The organism is Allobosea sp. Root483D1 (genome assembly GCF_001429505.1).
Lineage (GTDB): Bacteria > Pseudomonadota > Alphaproteobacteria > Rhizobiales > Beijerinckiaceae > Allobosea.
This window is the reverse complement of sequence record NZ_LMJW01000022.1, coordinates 1,309,227-1,325,115: the sequence shown is the minus strand read 5'-3', so window position 1 is coordinate 1,325,115 and position 15,889 is coordinate 1,309,227. Positions and strand designations below refer to the sequence as shown.

Below are 15,889 nucleotides of genomic sequence, written 5' to 3'. Positions count from 1 at the left end.
CCTGATCGTGCCGATCGCGATGGAAGAGAAGCTGCGCTTCGCCATCCGCGAAGGCGGACGCACCGTCGGTGCCGGCGTCGTCGCTTCGATCATCGCGTAACGGCTGATCTGAGGGCGGAAGCCCTTCGGGGCTTTCGTCTTCTCACGTCACGGAGATAACACGACCATGAACGGTCAGAATATCCGGATCCGCCTCAAGGCGTTCGACCATCGCATCCTCGATGCGTCGACGCGCGAGATCGTCTCGACGGCGAAGCGCACCGGCGCCCAGGTCCGCGGCCCGATTCCGCTGCCGACGCTGATCGAGAAGTTCACCGTCAACCGCTCGCCGCACATCGACAAGAAGTCGCGCGAGCAGTTTGAGATGCGGACCCACAAGCGGGTTCTCGATATCGTCGATCCGACCCCCCAGACGGTCGACGCCCTCATGAAGCTCGATCTCGCCGCCGGCGTCGACGTCGAAATCAAGCTTTAAGTTGTCGATGGTCCGAGCGACGAAGCGGTATCCACTTCGTTTGACCATCGACTGATCCATCATCGGGTCCTCTGTTTCCGGCATAGCCGGATGGACATGACCCCAAGGGAAGGTATGCACCGATGCGTTCCGGTGTGATTGCACAGAAAGTCGGGATGACCCGCATCTTCACCGATGCCGGCGAGCATATCCCGGTCACCGTGCTGAAGCTCGACAACTGCCAGGTCGTCGCGCATCGCACGATCGAGAAGAACGGCTATGTCGCCGTGCAGCTCGGGTCGGGCTTGGCCAAGGTCAAGAACGTCTCGAAGGCGCAGCGCGGCCATTTCGCCGTCGCCAAGGTCGAGCCCAAGCAGAAGATCGTCGAGTTCCGCGTCAGCGACGACGCGTTGATTCCGGTCGGCGCCGAACTGACCGCTGACCACTTCGTCGTCGGCCAGTTCGTCGATGTCTCCGGCACGACCACCGGCAAGGGCTTCGCCGGCGGTATGAAGCGCTGGAACTTCGCCGGCCTTCGCGCCACGCACGGCGTCTCGGTCTCGCATCGTTCGATTGGCTCGACCGGTGGCCGTCAGGACCCGGGCAAGACCTTCAAGAACAAGAAGATGCCGGGCCATCTCGGTGTCGAGCGCGTCACCACGCAGAACCTGCGCGTCGTCCAGACGGACGCCGAGCGCGGCCTGATCCTGGTCGAGGGTGCCGTCCCCGGCGTCGCCGGCGGCTGGATCCACGTCCGCGACGCGGTCAAGCGCTCGCTGCCGAAGGACGCCCCGTTGCCGGGCAAGTTCAAGGTCTCCGGCGAGGGCAAGGCCGAGATTGTCGAGGCTCCTGCGGCCCAGGCTGAGGAGAACGTGTGATGAAACTCGATATCGTCACTCTTGAAGGTGGCAAGGCCGGTTCGGTCGAGCTTTCGGATGCGATCTTCGGCCTCGAGCCGCGCGCCGACCTGCTCGCCCGCATGGTGCGCTATCAGCTCGCCAAGCGCCGCGCCGGCACGCACAAGACCAAGGGCCGTTCGGAAGTCGACCGCACCCGCAAGAAGATCTACAAGCAGAAGGGTACCGGCGGCGCTCGCCACGGTGCAGCTTCCGCTCCGCAGTTCCGCGGCGGCGGCAAGGCCTTCGGTCCGGTCGTGCGCGACCACGCCCATGACCTGCCCAAGAAGGTCAAGGCGCTCGCTTTGCGCCATGCGCTCTCGGCCAAGGCCAAGGACGCCGGCCTGATCATCATCGACGACGTCAAGCTCACCGAGCCGAAGACCAAGATCCTGCTCGGCCATTTCGGCAAGCTCGACCTGTCGAGCGCGCTGGTGATCGGCGGCGCTGAGATCGATGTGAACTTCGGCCTGGCGGCGCGTTCGATCCCGAACGTCGACGTCCTGCCGATCCAGGGCATCAACGTCTATGACATCCTGCGTCGCGACAAGCTCGTGCTGACGCGCTCGGCTGTCGATGCGCTGGAGGCGCGCTTCAAATGAGCCAGTCCAAGAATCTGGATCCGCGCCACTACGACGTCATCCGTGGCCCGGTGATCACCGAAAAGGCGACCATGCTCTCCGAGCACAACAAGGTCGTCTTCAAGGTCGCCAAGACCGCGACCAAGCCGCAGATCAAGGCGGCGGTCGAGAAGCTGTTCGACGTCAAGGTGGTCAGCGTCAACACGATGGTCACCGAAGGCAAGATGAAGGTCTTCCGGGGCCGGCTCGGTCAGCGTTCGGACGTCAAGAAGGCGGTCGTGACCCTCGAAGAAGGTCACTCCATCGACGTGACCACTGGCCTCTGAGGGAAGGATCGTCATCATGGCTTTGAAAAGTTTCAAGCCGATCACGCCGAGCCTTCGCCAGCTCGTGATCGTCGACCGCAGCGAGCTCTACAAGGGCAAGCCGGTCAAGGCGCTGACGGAGGGCAAGTCGTCCTCCGGCGGCCGCAACAATCTCGGTCGCATCACCGTCCGCTTCCGCGGCGGTGGTCACAAGCGCACCCTGCGCCTGATCGATTTCAAGCGTCGCGGCAAGGCCGGCATCCCGGCGGCCGTGGAGCGGATCGAATATGATCCGAACCGCTCGGCCTTCATCGCCCTGATCAAGTATCAGGACGGCGAGCTCGCCTACATCCTGGCGCCGCAGCGCCTGGCCGTTGGCGACAGCGTCATCGCCGGCGATAGCGTCGACGTGAAGCCCGGCAACGCGGCCCCGATGGGCTCGCTGCCGATCGGCACGATCGTCCACAATGTCGAGCTCAAGATCGGCAAGGGCGGGGCGCTGGCGCGTTCGGCGGGCAACTACGCCCAGATCGTCGGCCGCGACCAGGGCTACGTCATCGTCCGCCTGAACTCGGGCGAGCAGCGCCTGATCAGCGGCCTGTGCTATGCCACGGTGGGCGCGGTCTCGAACCCCGACCACATGAACCGGAATGACGGCAAGGCCGGGCGCTCGCGCTGGCTGGGTCGTCGCCCGCATAACCGTGGTGTCTCGATGAACCCGGTCGACCATCCGCACGGCGGCGGCGAAGGCCGCACTTCGGGCGGCCGTCATCCGGTCACGCCCTGGGGTCTGCCGACCAAGGGCAAGAAGACCCGCTCGAACAAGCGGACCGATACGTTCATCGTGTCGAGCCGTCACGCCCGCAAGAAGAAGAACTGAGGTCCGTCATGGCGCGTTCGCTTTGGAAAGGTCCGTTTGTCGACGGATACCTCCTGAAGAAGGCCGAGGTCGCCCGTTCGGCGGCTCGGTCTGAAGTCATCAAGATCTGGAGCCGTCGCTCCACGATCCTGCCGCAGTTCGTCGGTCTGACGTTCGGCGTCTACAACGGCCACAAGCATGTGCCGGTGAACGTCTCCGAGGAAATGGTGGGCCACAAGTTCGGCGAGTTCTCGCCGACGCGCACCTTCCCCGGCCACGCGGCCGACAAGAAGGCGAAGAGGAAGTAAGCCATGGGTAAGCCCTCCGCCCCCCGTGCGCTGCCCGAGAACGAAGCCCAGGCGGTGGCGCGCAACCTGCGCGTCTCCCCGCAGAAGCTGAACCTTCTCGCCCAGCTCATCCGCGGCAAGAAGGTCTCGACCGCGCTCGCCGACCTCGAGTTCTCGCGCAAGCGGATCTCGACCGATGTGCGCAAGTGCCTGCAGAGCGCGATCGCCAACGCCGAGAACAATCATGATCTCGACGTCGACGACCTGGTCGTCGCGCAGGCCTTCGTCGGCAAGGCGCTTGTGATGAAGCGCTTCCATGCCCGCGCCCGCGGCCGTGGCGCCCGCATCATGAAGCCCTTCGCCAACATCACGATCGTGGTGCGCGAAGTTCAGGCGGCGAAGGCCTGAGGAGAGAACGATGGGTCAGAAAATCAATCCGATCGGCCTTCGTCTCGGCATCAACCGGACCTGGGATTCGCGCTGGTTCGCCAACAAGGGCGAGTACGGCAAGCTGCTGCATGAGGACATGGCGATCCGCGCCGCCCTGATGAAGCTGCTGAAGCAGGCCGCCGTCTCGAAGATCATCATCGAGCGTCCGCACAAGAAGTGCCGCGTCACCATCCACTCGGCTCGTCCGGGCGTGGTGATCGGCAAGAAGGGCGCCGACATCGAGAAGCTGCGCAAGGCTGTCTCGAAGCTGACGAATGCCGACGTGACGATCAACATCGTCGAGGTGCGCAAGCCCGAGGTCGACGCGACCCTGGTCGCCGACTCGATCGCTCAGCAGCTCGAGCGCCGCGTCGCTTTCCGTCGCGCCATGAAGCGCGCCGTGCAGTCGGCGATGCGTCTCGGCGCCGAGGGCATCCGCATCAACTGCTCGGGCCGTCTCGGCGGCGCGGAAATCGCGCGCCTCGAATGGTATCGTGAGGGCCGCGTGCCGCTGCATACGCTGCGCGCCGATGTCGACTACGGCGTCGCCACTGCCTTCACGACCTATGGGACGTGCGGGATCAAGGTCTGGATCTTCAAGGGCGAGATCCTCGAACACGACCCGATGGCCCAGGACAAGCGCCTCTCGGACGAGGGCGGCCGCTCCGGTGGTGAGCGCCGCGAACGTCGCGAGCAGGCTGCGTAAGGCTGATCGAGAAGAGCCATGCTGCAACCAAAGCGCACTAAGTTCCGTAAGCAGTTCAAGGGACGCATTTCCGGCGTCGCCAAGGGCGGTACGGATCTCAACTTCGGCCAGTTCGGCCTGAAGGCCCAGGAGCCGGAGCGCGTCACGGCCCGCCAGATCGAGGCGGCCCGTCGTGCCATCACCCGCGCCATGAAGCGAGCGGGTCGAGTCTGGATCCGGATCTTCCCGGACGTGCCGGTCTCGAAGAAGCCGACCGAAGTCCGCATGGGTAAGGGCAAGGGTTCGCCCGAGTTCTGGGCGGCCAAGGTCAAGCCGGGCCGGATCATGTTCGAGCTCGACGGCGTGCCAGAGGATATCGCCCGCGAGGCGCTCCGTCTCGGCGCCGCCAAGCTGCCGATCAAGACCCGTTTCATCCAACGCATCGCCGAGTAAGGAGGGCGACATGAAAGCTATGCAACGCCTATCCGATCTCAAGGTGATGAGCACGGACCAGCTCCAGGACGAGCTTCTCAAGCTCAAGAAGGAGCAGTTCAACCTGCGTTTCCAGCGCGCCACCGGTCAGCTCGAGAACACCGCTCGGGTCACTGAAGTGCGCAAGGACATCGCCCGCATCAAGACGCTGCAACGGTCGAAGACCGTGGCAGCGAGCGCCTGAGGAGTAGGGCACAATGCCGAAGCGCGTACTGCAGGGCGTCGTTGTCAGCGACAAGCAGAACAAAACTGTTGTGGTTAAGGTCGAGCGGCGTTATACGCACCCGCTCCTCAAGAAGACGGTGCGCCGTTCGAAGAACTATCACGCCCATGACGAGGCGGGGTCGTTCAAGGTCGGTGACTCGGTTTGGATCGAGGAGTCGAAGCCCATTTCCAAGCTGAAAAGCTGGATTGTGCTCGACAACGCTCCCAAGGCGTAAGTCGAATCATTTGAGGCCAGGGGGCGATCGACCCCCGTCAGTCGTAGTCCGGGCTCAGGCACTCACGCCTTTGTCCGGAAACCGCGCTGATATGGAATGGAAGGATCAAGGCCATGATCCAGGTGCAGACGAATCTCGAGGTCGCCGATAATTCTGGCGCCCGCCGCGTGATGTGCATCAAGGTTCTCGGCGGCTCGAAGCGGCGCTATGCCCGCATCGGCGACATCATTGTGGTTTCGATCAAGGAAGCCATCCCGCGCGGCCGCGTGAAGAAGGGCGACGTCATGAAGGCGATCGTCGTGCGCACCGCCAAGGACATCAAGCGCCCCGACGGTTCGGTGATCCGCTTCGACCGCAATGCGGCCGTGCTGATCAACAACCAGAAGGAGCCGGTGGGCACCCGTATCTTCGGACCGGTTCCGCGCGAGTTGCGCGCCAAGAACCATATGAAGATCATTTCGCTCGCTCCCGAGGTGTTGTGATGGCTGCGAAAATCAAAAAGGGCGACAAGGTCGTCGTGCTCGCCGGCCGCGACAAGGGCAAGAACGGCGAAGTGCTCCAGGTCCTGCCGAAGGACGCCCGCGCCGTCGTGCGCGGCGTGAACCTGGTCAAGAAGCACACCAAGGCGACCGCCCAGTCCGAGGGTGGCATCATCAGCAAGGAAGCCACGATCGACCTGTCGAACCTGGCCGTTGCCGATCCGAAGGACGGCAAGCCGACCCGCGTCGGCTTCAAGGTGCTCGATGACGGCCGCAAGGTCCGTTTCGCCAAGCGTTCGGGGGATCTGATCGATGGCTGACAATCAGCAGGCGGCGCTCTCGCCGCGTTTGAAGAAGCATTACGAGGACGTCGTCCGTCCCGCGATGATCGCCGAGTTCGGCTACAAGAACGTCATGGAAGTGCCGACCCTCGAGAAGGTCGTCATCAACATGGGCGTCGGCGAAGCGACTGCCGACCGCAAGAAGGTCGACAACGCCGCCGGTGACCTCGCCATGATCGCCGGTCAGAGGCCGGTCATCACCAAGTCCCGCCTCGCCATCGCCGGCTTCAAGCTGCGCGAGAACATGGCGGTGGGCGCCAAGGTCACGCTGCGCAAGACCAAGATGTTCGAGTTCGTCGATCGGCTCGTCACCATCGCTCTTCCGCGGGTGCGCGACTTCCGTGGTCTGAACCCGAAGTCGTTCGACGGGCGCGGCAATTTCGCGCTCGGGATCAAGGAGCACATCGTGTTCCCCGAGATCAACTACGACAAGGTCGACCAGGTCTGGGGCATGGACGTGATCGTCTGCACGACTGCGAAGTCGGATGACGAGGCACGCGCCCTGCTCAAGCACTTCAACTTCCCGTTCCGGCAGTGAGCCTTCGGGCTCATACGCGGAAACCAGGAGATATCGATGGCTAAGAAAAGCTCCGTCGAGAACAACAACCGCCGCAAGGCGCTCGTGAAGAAATTCGCGGGCCGTCGTGCGCGCCTTCTCGCGATCGCTAATGACGAGAACCAGTCGATGGACGAGCGTTTCCTTGCTCGCCTGAAGCTGGCCGAACTGCCGCGCAATTCTGCCGGCATCCGTGTGCGCAACCGCTGCGAAGTCACCGGTCGCCCGCGCGCTTTCTATCGCAAGTTGAAGATGTCGCGCGTTGCTCTGCGCGAGCTCGGCAACAAGGGGCTGGTTCCCGGCCTCGTCAAGTCGAGCTGGTGAGGAGGTAGCATCATGGCGATCATCGATCCGCTTGGCGATATGCTGACCCGCATCCGCAATGCGCAGATGCGGCGCAAGTCGCGCGTTTCCACCCCGGGCTCGAAGCTGCGTGCCCGCGTTCTGGACGTGCTGCAGTCGGAAGGCTACATCCGCGGCTATTCGACCACCGAGTTCGGCAACGGCCGTACCGAGTTCGACATCGAGCTGAAGTACCACGAGGGACAGCCGGTCATCCGGTCGATCTCGCGCGTGTCGAAGCCCGGCCGTCGCGTCTACTCCTCGGTCGAGACCATGCCGCGCGTGGCCGACGGCCTCGGCGTCACCATCGTCTCCACGCCCCGTGGCGTGATGTCCGATCATCTTGCCCGCGAGCAGAACGTGGGCGGCGAAGTGCTCTGCAAGGTCTTCTGACCTTTCAGGCCGCTGCTCAGGAGAGATCCAATGTCTCGTATCGGTAAGAAGCCCGTCTCGGTCCCCGCTGGCGTCACCGCCAACGTCTCGGGCCAGCTGGTCAAGATCAAGGGCTCGAAGGGCGAACTGTCCTTCGAGGTTCCCGAGGAGGTCTCGGTTGCACTGGAGAACGGCGCCATCGCCGTCCAGCCGCGCTCGCAGACCAAGCGCGCCCGCGCGCTCTGGGGCACCTCGCGCGCCCGCATCAACAACCTGGTCGTCGGTACGACGGCCGGATTCGAGAAGAAGCTCGAGATCAACGGCGTCGGCTACAAGGCCGCCGTCAATGGCAAGGTGCTTAAGCTGTCGCTCGGCTACAGCCACGACATCGACTATGAAATCCCGGTCGGGGTGACGATCACGACGCCGAAGCCGACGGAAATCGTCGTCGTCGGCATCGACAAGCAGGTCGTCGGCCAGACCGCCGCCGAGATCCGCGACTATCGCGGTCCCGAGCCCTATAAGGGCAAGGGCGTCAAGTACGCCGGCGAATTCATCTTCCGCAAGGAAGGCAAGAAGAAGTAAGGACCGGAGCCATGAGCAAGCAGACAGTTGCGACTGCGCGCCGCAAGGCCCGCGTCCGCCGCGCGATCAAGGCGGTGGCCAACGGCCGCGCCCGCCTCTCGGTGCACCGCACCGGCAAGCAGATCTATGCGCAGGTCATCGACGACGCGAAGGGGCTGACGCTCGCTTCGGCCTCGTCGATGGACAAGGATATCCGCGCCGACATCAAGTCGGGCGCGAATGTCGAGGCCGCGACGCAGATCGGCAAGATCCTTGCCGAGCGCGCCATCAAGGCCGGCGTCAAGGAGGTCGTGTTCGACCGTGGCGCCTATATGTACCATGGCCGCGTCAAGGCGCTGGCCGAAGCCGCTCGCGAAGGCGGGCTGAGCTTCTGATCGCTAGAGCCCGTTCCGATCAGCTTGCGGCGCAAGCTGATCGGTAAGACGGTCTCTATCTTTGAGTTGAGAGACGGATTCACCGATCAGGTTGTACCAACCAGATCGGATCCGGCTCTGAAGACCGCGGGATGCGGGAGGCCGACAGGCTTCCCGCATGTCGCATTTTGGAAAAGTCGCTCCATTCCGGAGCGCTCGAGCGAGCGGCGGGCCAGGATTCGGTGCCGTCCGCGTAAGTAAGAGGAAGATATGGCGAGAGAATCTCGTGACCGTCAGGTTCGCGAAGAGCGCGATTCTGAATTCGTGGACCGCCTGGTCCACATCAACCGCGTCGCCAAGGTGGTGAAGGGTGGCCGTCGCTTCGGCTTCGCTGCTCTCGTCGTCGTCGGTGACCAGAAGGGCCGCGTCGGCTTCGGCCACGGCAAGGCCCGCGAAGTGCCTGAGGCGATCCGTAAGGCGACGGAAGCGGCCAAGCGCGGCCTCGTCCGCGTCCCGCTGCGCGATGGCCGCACGCTGCATCATGACGTCCAAGGCCGTCACGGCGCCGGCAAGGTCATCCTGCGCGCTGCGCCTGCCGGTACCGGCATCATCGCCGGCGGCCCGATGCGCGCCGTCTTCGAGGCGGTCGGCATGCAGGACGTGGTGTCGAAGTCGCTCGGCTCGTCGAACCCGTACAACCTCGTGCGCGCCACCTTCGACGCACTGAAGAACGAGGATAGCCCGCGCGGCGTTGCGGCTCGCCGCTCGCTCAAGGTCTCGGCCTTGCAGACGCGTCGCCGCGATGCTGGCACCGACGCTGCGGCTGAAGTGTGAGGGTGGGATCATGGCAAAAGCTAAGAGCACCACCGTCGTCGTCGAGCAGATCGGTAGCCCGATCCGCCGCGAGGCTTCGCAGCGCCAGACCCTGATCGGTCTCGGCCTCAACAAACTCCGCCGCCAGTCGACCCTGGTCGACACGCCGGCCGTACGGGGCATGATCGACAAGGTCAGGCATCTCGTGCGCGTCGTCGACGGCAAGTGAGGGGATCGTCTGATGAAACTCACTGAGATCCGTGACAACGAAGGCGCGACCAAGTCGCGCATGCGTGTCGGCCGTGGCATCGGCTCCGGCAAGGGCAAGACCGGCGGGCGTGGCGTCAAGGGCCAGAAGGCTCGCGCCGGCGTGGCGGTCAAGGGCTTCGAGGGCGGCCAGATGCCGCTTTATCGGCGCCTGCCGAAGCGTGGCTTCCACAACCTGTTCTCCAAGGATCTGAACGAGGTCAACCTCGGGCGCATCCAGCAGGCGATCGAGGCCGGCAAGCTGGACGCCAAGGGTACCGTGACGATCGAGGCGCTGGTCGCCGCCGGCATCATCACCCGGCAGGCCAAGGACGGCGTCAAGATCCTCGGCGCCGGCGAGCTCAAGGCGAAGCTCGCCTTCGAGGTCTTCGGTGCGTCGAAGTCGGCCGTCGAGGCGATCGAGAAGGCTGGCGGCACGGTCAAGATCCTGGCGGCTGCCGCTTCACAGGCGTGATTTCCACGCTTACATGACTACTGCGAGCGGCGGCCGGGCCCGGAGCCTTGGCCGCCGTTCGACTGTCTGGCGCACGTTCCGCTCGACCTTTTCGGTCGAACTATCAGAATTTGCGCCGACTGAGAATCACTTGGACCTGAATTCACCCAAGGACCGGACGCATGGCATCGGCGGCTGAACAGCTTGCGGCAAACCTGAACTTCGGCGCGCTGGCCAAGGCCGACGAGCTGAAGAAGCGGATCTGGTTCACGCTGGGGGCGCTGATCGTCTACCGGCTCGGCACCTACATCCCGCTGCCCGGCATGAACCCGGACGCGGTCGCCGACCTCTTCAAGCAGACCCAGTCGGGCGTGCTCGGCCTGTTCAACATGTTCTCGGGCGGCGCGGTCGGCCGGCTCGCGATCTTCGCGCTGGCGATCATGCCGTACATCTCGGCCTCGATCATCGTGCAGCTGCTTTCCAGCGTCGTCCCGACTTTCGAGGCGCTGAAGAAGGAAGGCGAGGCGGGCCGCAAGATCCTGAACCAGTACACGCGCTACCTGACGCTGGTGCTGGCGCTGTTCCAGGCCTGGGGCATCGGCGTCGGCCTGCAAGGCTCGGGCAATCTCGTGCTGGAGCCGGGGCCGTTCTTCCTGATCTCGACGACGATCACGCTGGTCGGCGGCACGATGTTCCTGCTCTGGCTCGGTGAGCAGATCACCAGCCGCGGCATCGGCAACGGCACCTCGATGATCATCTTCGCCGGCATCATCGCCGAGTTCCCGTCGCAGCTGGCCCAGACACTCGAACTCGGCCGCCAGGGCGCGATCTCGACCGGCCTCTTGCTGCTGGTGCTGGTCATGGCGGTCTGCGTCATCGCCTTCGTGGTCTTCGTCGAGCGCGCCCAGCGCCGCCTGCTGATCAACTATCCCAAGCGCCAGGTCGGCAACCGCATGTATGAGGGCCAGACCTCGTTCCTGCCGCTGAAACTCAATACCGCCGGCGTGATTCCGCCGATCTTCGCCTCCTCGCTGCTGCTGCTGCCGACCACGATCGCCAGCTTCTCGCAGGCGTCGGGCGGCACCGGCATCCTATCGACGCTCGCGACCTATCTGGCGCATGGCCGGCCGCTGTTCATGTTCCTCTATGCGGCGCTGATCATCTTCTTCTGCTTCTTCTACACCGCGATCGTGTTCAATCCGGTCGAGACGGCGGACAATCTCAAGAAGCATGGCGGCTTCATGCCGGGCATCCGCCCGGGCGAGCGCACCGCCGAGCATATCGACCGGGTGCTGACCCGCATCACCGTGCTCGGCGCCGCCTATTTGACTATCGTCTGCTTGATCCCCGAGTTCATGATCACCTATGCCCAGATTCCGATCATCCTGCTCGGCGGCACCTCGCTGCTGATCGTGGTGACGACGACGATGGATACCGTGGCGCAAGTCCACGGCCATCTCTTGGCCCATCAGTATGAGGGCCTGGTCAAGAAGGCGAAGTTGAGGGGGGCAAGGCGCTGATGAGGCTGATATTCCTGGGGCCGCCGGGGGCGGGGAAGGGGACTCAGGCGACGCGGATCGTCGTGAAACACGACATTCCGCAGCTTTCTACGGGCGACATGCTGCGTGCCGCGGTTGCGGCGGGTACGCCGGTCGGCCTCAAGGCCAAGTCGGTGATGGACGCCGGCGGGCTGGTCTCGGACGAGATCGTCATCGGCATCGTCGCGGACCGGATCGAGGAATCGGACGCGAAGAAGGGTTTCATCCTCGACGGCTTTCCGCGCACCCTGGCGCAGGCCGAGGCGCTCGACGCCATGCTGGCCGGCAAGGGCCTGCAGCTCGACAAGGTGCTGGAGCTCAAGGTCGACCAGAGCAAGCTCGTCGACCGGATCGTGCGCCGTGCCGAAGAGGCCAGGGCTGCCGGTCTGCCGGTGCGCAAGGACGATGATCCGGAGGTCTTCAAGACCCGGCTCGAGGCCTATAACCGCGATACCGCGATCGTCGCGCCCTATTATGAGAAGCGCGGCCAGCTCACGCCGATCGACGGCATGCAGCCGATCGACGACGTCTCCTCGGCTATCGAGCAGGCGCTGGCAGGCTGAAAGCCCGGCCCGCTACGAATTCGGATGCCGCGCGGTGCTCGCCGCGCGGCTTTTTCATGTGATGGAGCAGGTCGATGGCCGATGGCGACGACGACTATGTCTATGACGAGGCGACCGGCGAGTGGCGTCCGGCCTCGGAGGTGGCGGCGTCTGCGTCGAAGCCCGAGGTCCGCGACGCCTCCGGCAACGTCCTGGTCGATGGCGACGCGGTGACGCTGATCAAGGATCTCAAGGTCAAGGGCGCCAACCAGACGCTGAAGCAGGGCACTGTGATCCGGTCGATCCGCCTGACCGACAATCCCGAGGAGATCGACTGCCGGCATGAGAGCATCAAGGGGCTGGTGCTGCGCACGGAGTTCGTGCGGAAGCGGTGAACAGGCTGAACTCAGTGCAGCCAGTTCTCGACCTTGAGCCCGTCGACGCGCGTGAACTCGTCGGTGTTCGCCGTGACCATGATGCAGCCGAGCGCCAGAGCCTGTGCGGCAATGAGCATGTCGTTGCCGCCGATCGGTTGGCCTTTCGCTTCGAGCGCGGCACGCAGATCGGCATAGGCGCGCGAGGCTGCTTCGTCGAAGGGGATTATCTCGATCTCGAAGAGCAAGGCCTCTACCGTCGCCGACAGGCGTGCCGAGCCGGCTTTCCGGCAGCCATAGCGCAATTCGGCCGCGACGATCACGCTCGTCAGAACTTGCCGGTCACCGATCTCGGCAATGCGTTTTGCGGTCCGACCCTGCGGCTGACGGACCAGATCGGAAATGATGTTGGTGTCGAGCAGATAGCGCGTCAAAGGTCGCGTTCCGGCGCCGGAGGGGGATCGGCGATCTCCGGGAAGGCCTCGTCGAGCGGCTCCAGGCTCGCGAGCAGAGCGGACAGGCCCCGTTTCGCCAGCGGCTCGATGACGAGGCGGTCGCCGTCACGGCGCATGAGCGCCTCGTCACCTGGAAGCTCGAACTCGACAGGAATGCGAACAGCCTGATTGCGGCCGTTGCGAAACAGCCTCACATGCCGGGTTTCGTTCATTCTTATGCTCCGACGCTGTTGGCATATGCCTGAGCATATGCTTCGATTGTGCTGATCGCAAGGCTGAGGCCAGAGCTCGATTCAACGAGAAGCTGCGCAAGCAGCGCGAGGAGATGGATGAGACCATGCGGCGCGCCTTCACACGCTATTGACCGGTGGCTGTCGGCGAAGAGGGAGCGGTGCGCATTTGCGCCAGCGCAGGCACGGTTTCGCGCGCCGCGGTTGCAATTGACACATCTCCTCCCGCCGACTGAACTCGGCTCAGGCCCATGATGGCCAAGACACGGCGGCGGCAGCGAAGGACGGTGGCATGAGCCATCGCCGGCTGATCGACCGGCCGGAGACCGGGAGGATGGCATGAAACGGGTTGCTTGCCTTGTGGCGGCCGCGCTGCTGGCGACTGCATCGACCGTGCGGGCGCAGGATGCGGTCAAGATCGGCATCCTCAACGACCAGTCCGGCAATTATGCCGAGTTCGGCGGGCTCGGCTCGGTCGAGGCGGCGAAGCTGGCGATCGAGGATTTCGGCGGCTCGGTGCTGGGCAAGCCGATCGAGATCGTTTCGGCCGACCATCAGAACAAGCCGGACGTCGGCGCCGGCCTGGCGCGGCGCTGGTACGATGTCGATGGCGTCACCGCCATCGCCGATCTGACCAATTCGGCCGTCGCGCTCGCGGTCGCCGGGATTGCCAAGGAGAAGCAGAAGGTTGCGCTCTATAACGGCCCGGCGACGACGCGGCTCTTCAATGAGGACTGCATGGCGACCGGCTTCATGTGGACCTTCGATACCGCGACCTCGGCCAAGGGCACGGCGCTGTCGATCCTGCGCGAAGGCGGCGACAGCTGGTACATCATCGCCGCCGACTACGCCTTCGGCCATCAGCTCACCGCCGATATCGAGAAGATCCTCGCGGCCAATGGCGGCAAGACGCTCGGCACGGTGCGCGCGCCGCTGTCGACGCCGGACTTCTCCTCCTTCCTGCTGCAGGCGCAGGCCTCCAAGGCCAAGATCGTCGCCTTCGCCAATGCCGGCACGGACACGATCAACTCGATCAAGCAGGCCGGCGAGTTCGGCCTCGTCGACGGCGGCCAGAAGCTCGCCGCCATGGTCGTGGTGCTGAGCGACGTGCACGGGCTCGGCCTCGACAAGGCCAAGGGGCTGATCACCACCACCGCCTATTATCATGACGCCGACAAGCCGAGCCGCGCCTGGGCAGACCGCTATATGGCGCGCACCAAGAAGATGCCGGGCATGATCCAGGCCAGCGTCTATTCCTCGGTGCTGCACTATCTCAAGGCGGTGAAGGCGGCAGGCACGGCGGCGGGCCCGGCGGTCGCGGCCAAGATGAAGGAGCTGCCGGTCGATGATTTCTATGCGCCCGGCGCCAAGGTCCGCGAGGATGGCCGGTTGATGAACGACATGCTGCTGGTCGAGGCCAAAGCTCCTTCGGAGTCCAAGGCGCCGTGGGACTATTTCAAGGTGGTCCGCAAGATCCCGGCGGCGGAGATCATCGCGCCGCTGTCCGAGAGCAAGTGCCCACTGGTGAAGAAGTAAGGCGGCATGGTTGGGCGCGTCCAGCTTGACAGGACACGCCCAACCGACTACCAGCGCGCCATCCGGTCTCAGATAAGCGATGCCGATGCCTTCGGGAGAAGGGACGGCGTCGCATTCTCGCGTGCATCGGATTCAACGCTCCGCAAGGGCCGGCCTCCACCGGACGCGGAGTTCTTGTCATTGTCGCGGCGCCCGGCGTCGTGACCGCAATGGAGAGGTGAAGAACATGGCTCGTATCGCAGGCGTCAACATTCCGACCGGCAAGCGCGTCGTCATCGGTCTGCAGTACATTCACGGCATCGGCGCCCAGAAGGCCAAGGAGATCTGCGAGAAGGTCGGCATCGCCGCCGAGCGCCGGGTCAACCAGCTGACCGACGCCGAGGTTCTCCAGATCCGCGAGACGATCGACCGCGACTATCTCGTCGAGGGCGATCTGCGCCGCGAAGTCTCGATGAACATCAAGCGCCTGATGGACCTCGGCTGCTATCGCGGCCTGCGCCATCGCCGCTCGCTGCCGGTGCGCGGCCAGCGCACCCACACCAACGCCCGCACCCGCAAGGGCAAGGCGAAGCCGATCGCCGGCAAGAAGAAGTGAGGGTTGCCGTAGGCAATCCTCATCCTCGGGCCTGACCCGAGGATCTCGTGACGAGGGCGCCCCCGGGGCCCTCTCCTGCAAGAGATGGTCGGGTCAAGCCCGACCATGACGAGCAGAACTCTCCCCAGCGCCTGGCATCACGGGCGCGCCTGAAGGATGAAAGAAAGAGACTATGGCCAAGGAAGCCCAGCGCGTCCGTCGTCGCGAACGCAAGAACATCGTCTCCGGCGTCGCGCATGTGAACGCCTCGTTCAACAATACCATGATCACCATCACCGACGCGCAGGGCAACACGATCTCGTGGTCGTCCGCCGGCACGATGGGTTTCAAGGGCTCGCGCAAGTCGACCCCCTATGCCGCCCAGGTCGCGGCCGAGGACGCTGCCCGCAAGGCCGCCGAGCATGGCATGCGCACCCTCGAGGTCGAAGTCACCGGTCCGGGTTCGGGCCGCGAGTCGGCGCTGCGCGCGCTGCAGGCCGCCGGCTTCACCGTCACCTCGATCCGCGACGTGACGCCGATCCCGCACAATGGCTGCCGGCCGCGCAAGCGTCGCCGCGTCTGAGCCAGCGCCGGATCGAAGCGGCGTCCGCAGGGGCGGGCGCCGGTACGGGGCGGCCCGCCGCCGCCATTATTGAAGCACTAGGAGTGCG

At 64.6% G+C, this 15,889-nt stretch carries 29 protein-coding genes and 1 pseudogene; 28 read left to right on the top strand and 2 right to left on the bottom strand.

Annotation, left to right across the window (positions count from 1 at the left end; genetic code table 11):
- From ASE66_RS31675 to ASE66_RS28965, 25 genes and pseudogenes are all read left to right on the top strand, one after another.
- Positions 1–100 (top strand): annotated as a pseudogene (locus ASE66_RS31675) (elongation factor Tu); the annotation flags it as partial.
- A gap of 66 nt (positions 101–166) precedes the next feature.
- Positions 167–475 carry a 30S ribosomal protein S10 gene (gene rpsJ / locus ASE66_RS29080; protein WP_043237115.1) on the top strand — a complete coding sequence of 103 codons (309 nt, stop codon included), beginning with the start codon at positions 167–169 and terminating at the stop codon, positions 473–475.
- 122 nt (positions 476–597) lie between these two features.
- On the top strand, positions 598–1,332 hold the full coding sequence (gene rplC / locus ASE66_RS29075; protein WP_057193284.1) for a 50S ribosomal protein L3: 735 nt from the start codon (positions 598–600) through the stop codon (positions 1,330–1,332).
- Positions 1,332–1,952, top strand: coding sequence for a 50S ribosomal protein L4 (rplD, locus tag ASE66_RS29070; protein WP_057193282.1), 621 nt, complete (start codon positions 1,332–1,334; stop codon positions 1,950–1,952). The genes rplC and rplD overlap by 1 nt, the downstream gene beginning before the upstream one ends.
- Positions 1,949–2,257, top strand: coding sequence for a 50S ribosomal protein L23 (locus tag ASE66_RS29065; protein WP_057193280.1), 309 nt, complete (start codon positions 1,949–1,951; stop codon positions 2,255–2,257). Before rplD ends, ASE66_RS29065 begins: the two co-directional genes overlap by 4 nt.
- Positions 2,258–2,273: 16 nt before the next feature.
- Positions 2,274–3,116 carry a 50S ribosomal protein L2 gene (gene rplB / locus ASE66_RS29060; protein WP_057193278.1) on the top strand — a complete coding sequence of 281 codons (843 nt, stop codon included), beginning with the start codon at positions 2,274–2,276 and terminating at the stop codon, positions 3,114–3,116.
- An 8-nt stretch (positions 3,117–3,124) separates the two neighbouring features.
- Positions 3,125–3,403 carry a 30S ribosomal protein S19 gene (rpsS, locus tag ASE66_RS29055; protein WP_057193275.1) on the top strand — a complete coding sequence of 93 codons (279 nt, stop codon included), beginning with the start codon at positions 3,125–3,127 and terminating at the stop codon, positions 3,401–3,403.
- Positions 3,404–3,406: 3 nt separating this feature from the next.
- Positions 3,407–3,790, top strand: coding sequence for a 50S ribosomal protein L22 (rplV, locus tag ASE66_RS29050; protein WP_057193274.1), 384 nt, complete (start codon positions 3,407–3,409; stop codon positions 3,788–3,790).
- Between the two features lie 10 nt (positions 3,791–3,800).
- Positions 3,801–4,517, top strand: a complete 717-nt coding sequence (gene rpsC, locus ASE66_RS29045) for a 30S ribosomal protein S3 (protein WP_057193263.1) — start codon at positions 3,801–3,803, stop codon at positions 4,515–4,517.
- Positions 4,518–4,535: 18 nt separating this feature from the next.
- Entirely contained in the window at positions 4,536–4,949 is a 414-nt protein-coding gene (rplP, locus tag ASE66_RS29040; protein WP_057193262.1) for a 50S ribosomal protein L16, read from the top strand.
- Between the two features lie 10 nt (positions 4,950–4,959).
- Positions 4,960–5,172, top strand: coding sequence for a 50S ribosomal protein L29 (gene rpmC, locus ASE66_RS29035; protein WP_057193260.1), 213 nt, complete (start codon positions 4,960–4,962; stop codon positions 5,170–5,172).
- 13 nt (positions 5,173–5,185) lie between these two features.
- Positions 5,186–5,428 carry a 30S ribosomal protein S17 gene (gene rpsQ / locus ASE66_RS29030; RefSeq protein ID WP_057193258.1) on the top strand — a complete coding sequence of 81 codons (243 nt, stop codon included), beginning with the start codon at positions 5,186–5,188 and terminating at the stop codon, positions 5,426–5,428.
- Between the two features lie 113 nt (positions 5,429–5,541).
- Positions 5,542–5,910: a 50S ribosomal protein L14 gene (gene rplN, locus ASE66_RS29025; protein WP_057193256.1), complete on the top strand. Its 369-nt coding sequence runs from the start codon at positions 5,542–5,544 to the stop codon at positions 5,908–5,910.
- On the top strand, positions 5,910–6,227 hold the full coding sequence (gene rplX, locus ASE66_RS29020) for a 50S ribosomal protein L24 (protein WP_057193254.1): 318 nt from the start codon (positions 5,910–5,912) through the stop codon (positions 6,225–6,227). The genes rplN and rplX overlap by 1 nt, the downstream gene beginning before the upstream one ends.
- Positions 6,220–6,786 (top strand): 50S ribosomal protein L5, encoded by a 567-nt coding sequence (gene rplE / locus ASE66_RS29015; protein WP_057193252.1) that lies wholly within the window; start codon positions 6,220–6,222, stop codon positions 6,784–6,786. The genes rplX and rplE overlap by 8 nt, the downstream gene beginning before the upstream one ends.
- 36 nt (positions 6,787–6,822) lie before the next feature.
- Positions 6,823–7,128, top strand: a complete 306-nt coding sequence (gene rpsN / locus ASE66_RS29010; protein WP_057193250.1) for a 30S ribosomal protein S14 — start codon at positions 6,823–6,825, stop codon at positions 7,126–7,128.
- A 12-nt stretch (positions 7,129–7,140) separates the two neighbouring features.
- Positions 7,141–7,539 (top strand): 30S ribosomal protein S8, encoded by a 399-nt coding sequence (gene rpsH / locus ASE66_RS29005; RefSeq protein WP_057193248.1) that lies wholly within the window; start codon positions 7,141–7,143, stop codon positions 7,537–7,539.
- A gap of 30 nt (positions 7,540–7,569) precedes the next feature.
- On the top strand, positions 7,570–8,103 hold the full coding sequence (gene rplF, locus ASE66_RS29000) for a 50S ribosomal protein L6 (RefSeq protein ID WP_057193246.1): 534 nt from the start codon (positions 7,570–7,572) through the stop codon (positions 8,101–8,103).
- Between the two features lie 11 nt (positions 8,104–8,114).
- Positions 8,115–8,477, top strand: coding sequence for a 50S ribosomal protein L18 (gene rplR / locus ASE66_RS28995; RefSeq protein ID WP_057193244.1), 363 nt, complete (start codon positions 8,115–8,117; stop codon positions 8,475–8,477).
- 249 nt (positions 8,478–8,726) lie between these two features.
- The gene (gene rpsE / locus ASE66_RS28990) at positions 8,727–9,290 is read left to right on the top strand and encodes a 30S ribosomal protein S5 (protein WP_057193242.1); all 564 of its coding nucleotides are present in this window, start codon (positions 8,727–8,729) and stop codon (positions 9,288–9,290) included.
- Between the two features lie 10 nt (positions 9,291–9,300).
- Positions 9,301–9,498 carry a 50S ribosomal protein L30 gene (gene rpmD, locus ASE66_RS28985; RefSeq protein WP_057193241.1) on the top strand — a complete coding sequence of 66 codons (198 nt, stop codon included), beginning with the start codon at positions 9,301–9,303 and terminating at the stop codon, positions 9,496–9,498.
- Between the two features lie 12 nt (positions 9,499–9,510).
- On the top strand, positions 9,511–9,990 hold the full coding sequence (rplO, locus tag ASE66_RS28980) for a 50S ribosomal protein L15 (protein WP_057193240.1): 480 nt from the start codon (positions 9,511–9,513) through the stop codon (positions 9,988–9,990).
- A 161-nt stretch (positions 9,991–10,151) separates the two neighbouring features.
- Positions 10,152–11,489: a preprotein translocase subunit SecY gene (secY, locus tag ASE66_RS28975; protein ID WP_057193238.1), complete on the top strand. Its 1,338-nt coding sequence runs from the start codon at positions 10,152–10,154 to the stop codon at positions 11,487–11,489.
- Complete coding sequence (locus tag ASE66_RS28970) at positions 11,489–12,070, top strand: adenylate kinase (RefSeq protein WP_057193236.1); 582 nt, start codon at positions 11,489–11,491, stop codon at positions 12,068–12,070. Before secY ends, ASE66_RS28970 begins: the two co-directional genes overlap by 1 nt.
- A gap of 74 nt (positions 12,071–12,144) precedes the next feature.
- The gene (locus ASE66_RS28965; protein ID WP_057193234.1) at positions 12,145–12,444 is read left to right on the top strand and encodes an alkylphosphonate utilization protein; all 300 of its coding nucleotides are present in this window, start codon (positions 12,145–12,147) and stop codon (positions 12,442–12,444) included.
- Between the two features lie 11 nt (positions 12,445–12,455).
- On the opposite strand, the gene ASE66_RS28960 is transcribed toward ASE66_RS28965, so the two are convergent.
- The gene (locus ASE66_RS28960) at positions 12,456–12,857 is read right to left on the bottom strand and encodes a type II toxin-antitoxin system VapC family toxin (protein ID WP_057193232.1); all 402 of its coding nucleotides are present in this window, start codon (positions 12,855–12,857) and stop codon (positions 12,456–12,458) included.
- On the bottom strand, positions 12,854–13,090 hold the full coding sequence (locus tag ASE66_RS28955) for an AbrB/MazE/SpoVT family DNA-binding domain-containing protein (RefSeq protein ID WP_057193230.1): 237 nt from the start codon (positions 13,088–13,090) through the stop codon (positions 12,854–12,856). Before ASE66_RS28955 ends, ASE66_RS28960 begins: the two co-directional genes overlap by 4 nt.
- 357 nt (positions 13,091–13,447) lie before the next feature.
- On the opposite strand from ASE66_RS28955, the gene ASE66_RS28950 reads away from it, so the two are divergent.
- The 3 genes from ASE66_RS28950 to rpsK all read left to right on the top strand — a co-directional run bounded on the left by ASE66_RS28950 (position 13,448) and on the right by rpsK (position 15,801).
- A complete protein-coding gene (locus ASE66_RS28950; protein ID WP_057193228.1) occupies positions 13,448–14,644 on the top strand; it encodes an ABC transporter substrate-binding protein in 1,197 nt (398 codons plus the stop codon).
- A gap of 226 nt (positions 14,645–14,870) precedes the next feature.
- On the top strand, positions 14,871–15,239 hold the full coding sequence (gene rpsM / locus ASE66_RS28945) for a 30S ribosomal protein S13 (protein WP_057193225.1): 369 nt from the start codon (positions 14,871–14,873) through the stop codon (positions 15,237–15,239).
- Positions 15,240–15,411: 172 nt separating this feature from the next.
- On the top strand, positions 15,412–15,801 hold the full coding sequence (gene rpsK / locus ASE66_RS28940; protein WP_043237079.1) for a 30S ribosomal protein S11: 390 nt from the start codon (positions 15,412–15,414) through the stop codon (positions 15,799–15,801).
- The last annotated feature ends 88 nt before the right edge of the window (positions 15,802–15,889 follow it).

Coding starts and splice junctions, on each gene's coding strand:
- rplV (WP_057193274.1), top strand. CDS start 3,407: ATGGGTAAGCCCTCCGCCCCCCGTGCGCTGCCCGAGAACGAAGCCCAG.
- ASE66_RS29065 (WP_057193280.1), top strand. CDS start 1,949: ATGAGCCAGTCCAAGAATCTGGATCCGCGCCACTACGACGTCATCCGT.
- rplR (WP_057193244.1), top strand. CDS start 8,115: ATGAGCAAGCAGACAGTTGCGACTGCGCGCCGCAAGGCCCGCGTCCGC.
- rpsS (WP_057193275.1), top strand. CDS start 3,125: ATGGCGCGTTCGCTTTGGAAAGGTCCGTTTGTCGACGGATACCTCCTG.
- rplB (WP_057193278.1), top strand. CDS start 2,274: ATGGCTTTGAAAAGTTTCAAGCCGATCACGCCGAGCCTTCGCCAGCTC.
- rplX (WP_057193254.1), top strand. CDS start 5,910: ATGGCTGCGAAAATCAAAAAGGGCGACAAGGTCGTCGTGCTCGCCGGC.
- secY (WP_057193238.1), top strand. CDS start 10,152: ATGGCATCGGCGGCTGAACAGCTTGCGGCAAACCTGAACTTCGGCGCG.
- rpmD (WP_057193241.1), top strand. CDS start 9,301: ATGGCAAAAGCTAAGAGCACCACCGTCGTCGTCGAGCAGATCGGTAGC.
- rplE (WP_057193252.1), top strand. CDS start 6,220: ATGGCTGACAATCAGCAGGCGGCGCTCTCGCCGCGTTTGAAGAAGCAT.
- rplP (WP_057193262.1), top strand. CDS start 4,536: ATGCTGCAACCAAAGCGCACTAAGTTCCGTAAGCAGTTCAAGGGACGC.
- rplC (WP_057193284.1), top strand. CDS start 598: ATGCGTTCCGGTGTGATTGCACAGAAAGTCGGGATGACCCGCATCTTC.
- rpsC (WP_057193263.1), top strand. CDS start 3,801: ATGGGTCAGAAAATCAATCCGATCGGCCTTCGTCTCGGCATCAACCGG.
- rpsN (WP_057193250.1), top strand. CDS start 6,823: ATGGCTAAGAAAAGCTCCGTCGAGAACAACAACCGCCGCAAGGCGCTC.
- ASE66_RS28955 (WP_057193230.1), bottom strand. CDS start 13,090: ATGAACGAAACCCGGCATGTGAGGCTGTTTCGCAACGGCCGCAATCAG.
- rpsJ (WP_043237115.1), top strand. CDS start 167: ATGAACGGTCAGAATATCCGGATCCGCCTCAAGGCGTTCGACCATCGC.
- rpmC (WP_057193260.1), top strand. CDS start 4,960: ATGAAAGCTATGCAACGCCTATCCGATCTCAAGGTGATGAGCACGGAC.
- ASE66_RS28965 (WP_057193234.1), top strand. CDS start 12,145: ATGGCCGATGGCGACGACGACTATGTCTATGACGAGGCGACCGGCGAG.
- rpsH (WP_057193248.1), top strand. CDS start 7,141: ATGGCGATCATCGATCCGCTTGGCGATATGCTGACCCGCATCCGCAAT.
- ASE66_RS28970 (WP_057193236.1), top strand. CDS start 11,489: ATGAGGCTGATATTCCTGGGGCCGCCGGGGGCGGGGAAGGGGACTCAG.
- ASE66_RS28950 (WP_057193228.1), top strand. CDS start 13,448: ATGAAACGGGTTGCTTGCCTTGTGGCGGCCGCGCTGCTGGCGACTGCA.
- rpsK (WP_043237079.1), top strand. CDS start 15,412: ATGGCCAAGGAAGCCCAGCGCGTCCGTCGTCGCGAACGCAAGAACATC.
- rpsQ (WP_057193258.1), top strand. CDS start 5,186: ATGCCGAAGCGCGTACTGCAGGGCGTCGTTGTCAGCGACAAGCAGAAC.
- rplF (WP_057193246.1), top strand. CDS start 7,570: ATGTCTCGTATCGGTAAGAAGCCCGTCTCGGTCCCCGCTGGCGTCACC.
- rpsE (WP_057193242.1), top strand. CDS start 8,727: ATGGCGAGAGAATCTCGTGACCGTCAGGTTCGCGAAGAGCGCGATTCT.
- rpsM (WP_057193225.1), top strand. CDS start 14,871: ATGGCTCGTATCGCAGGCGTCAACATTCCGACCGGCAAGCGCGTCGTC.
- rplD (WP_057193282.1), top strand. CDS start 1,332: ATGAAACTCGATATCGTCACTCTTGAAGGTGGCAAGGCCGGTTCGGTC.
- rplO (WP_057193240.1), top strand. CDS start 9,511: ATGAAACTCACTGAGATCCGTGACAACGAAGGCGCGACCAAGTCGCGC.
- rplN (WP_057193256.1), top strand. CDS start 5,542: ATGATCCAGGTGCAGACGAATCTCGAGGTCGCCGATAATTCTGGCGCC.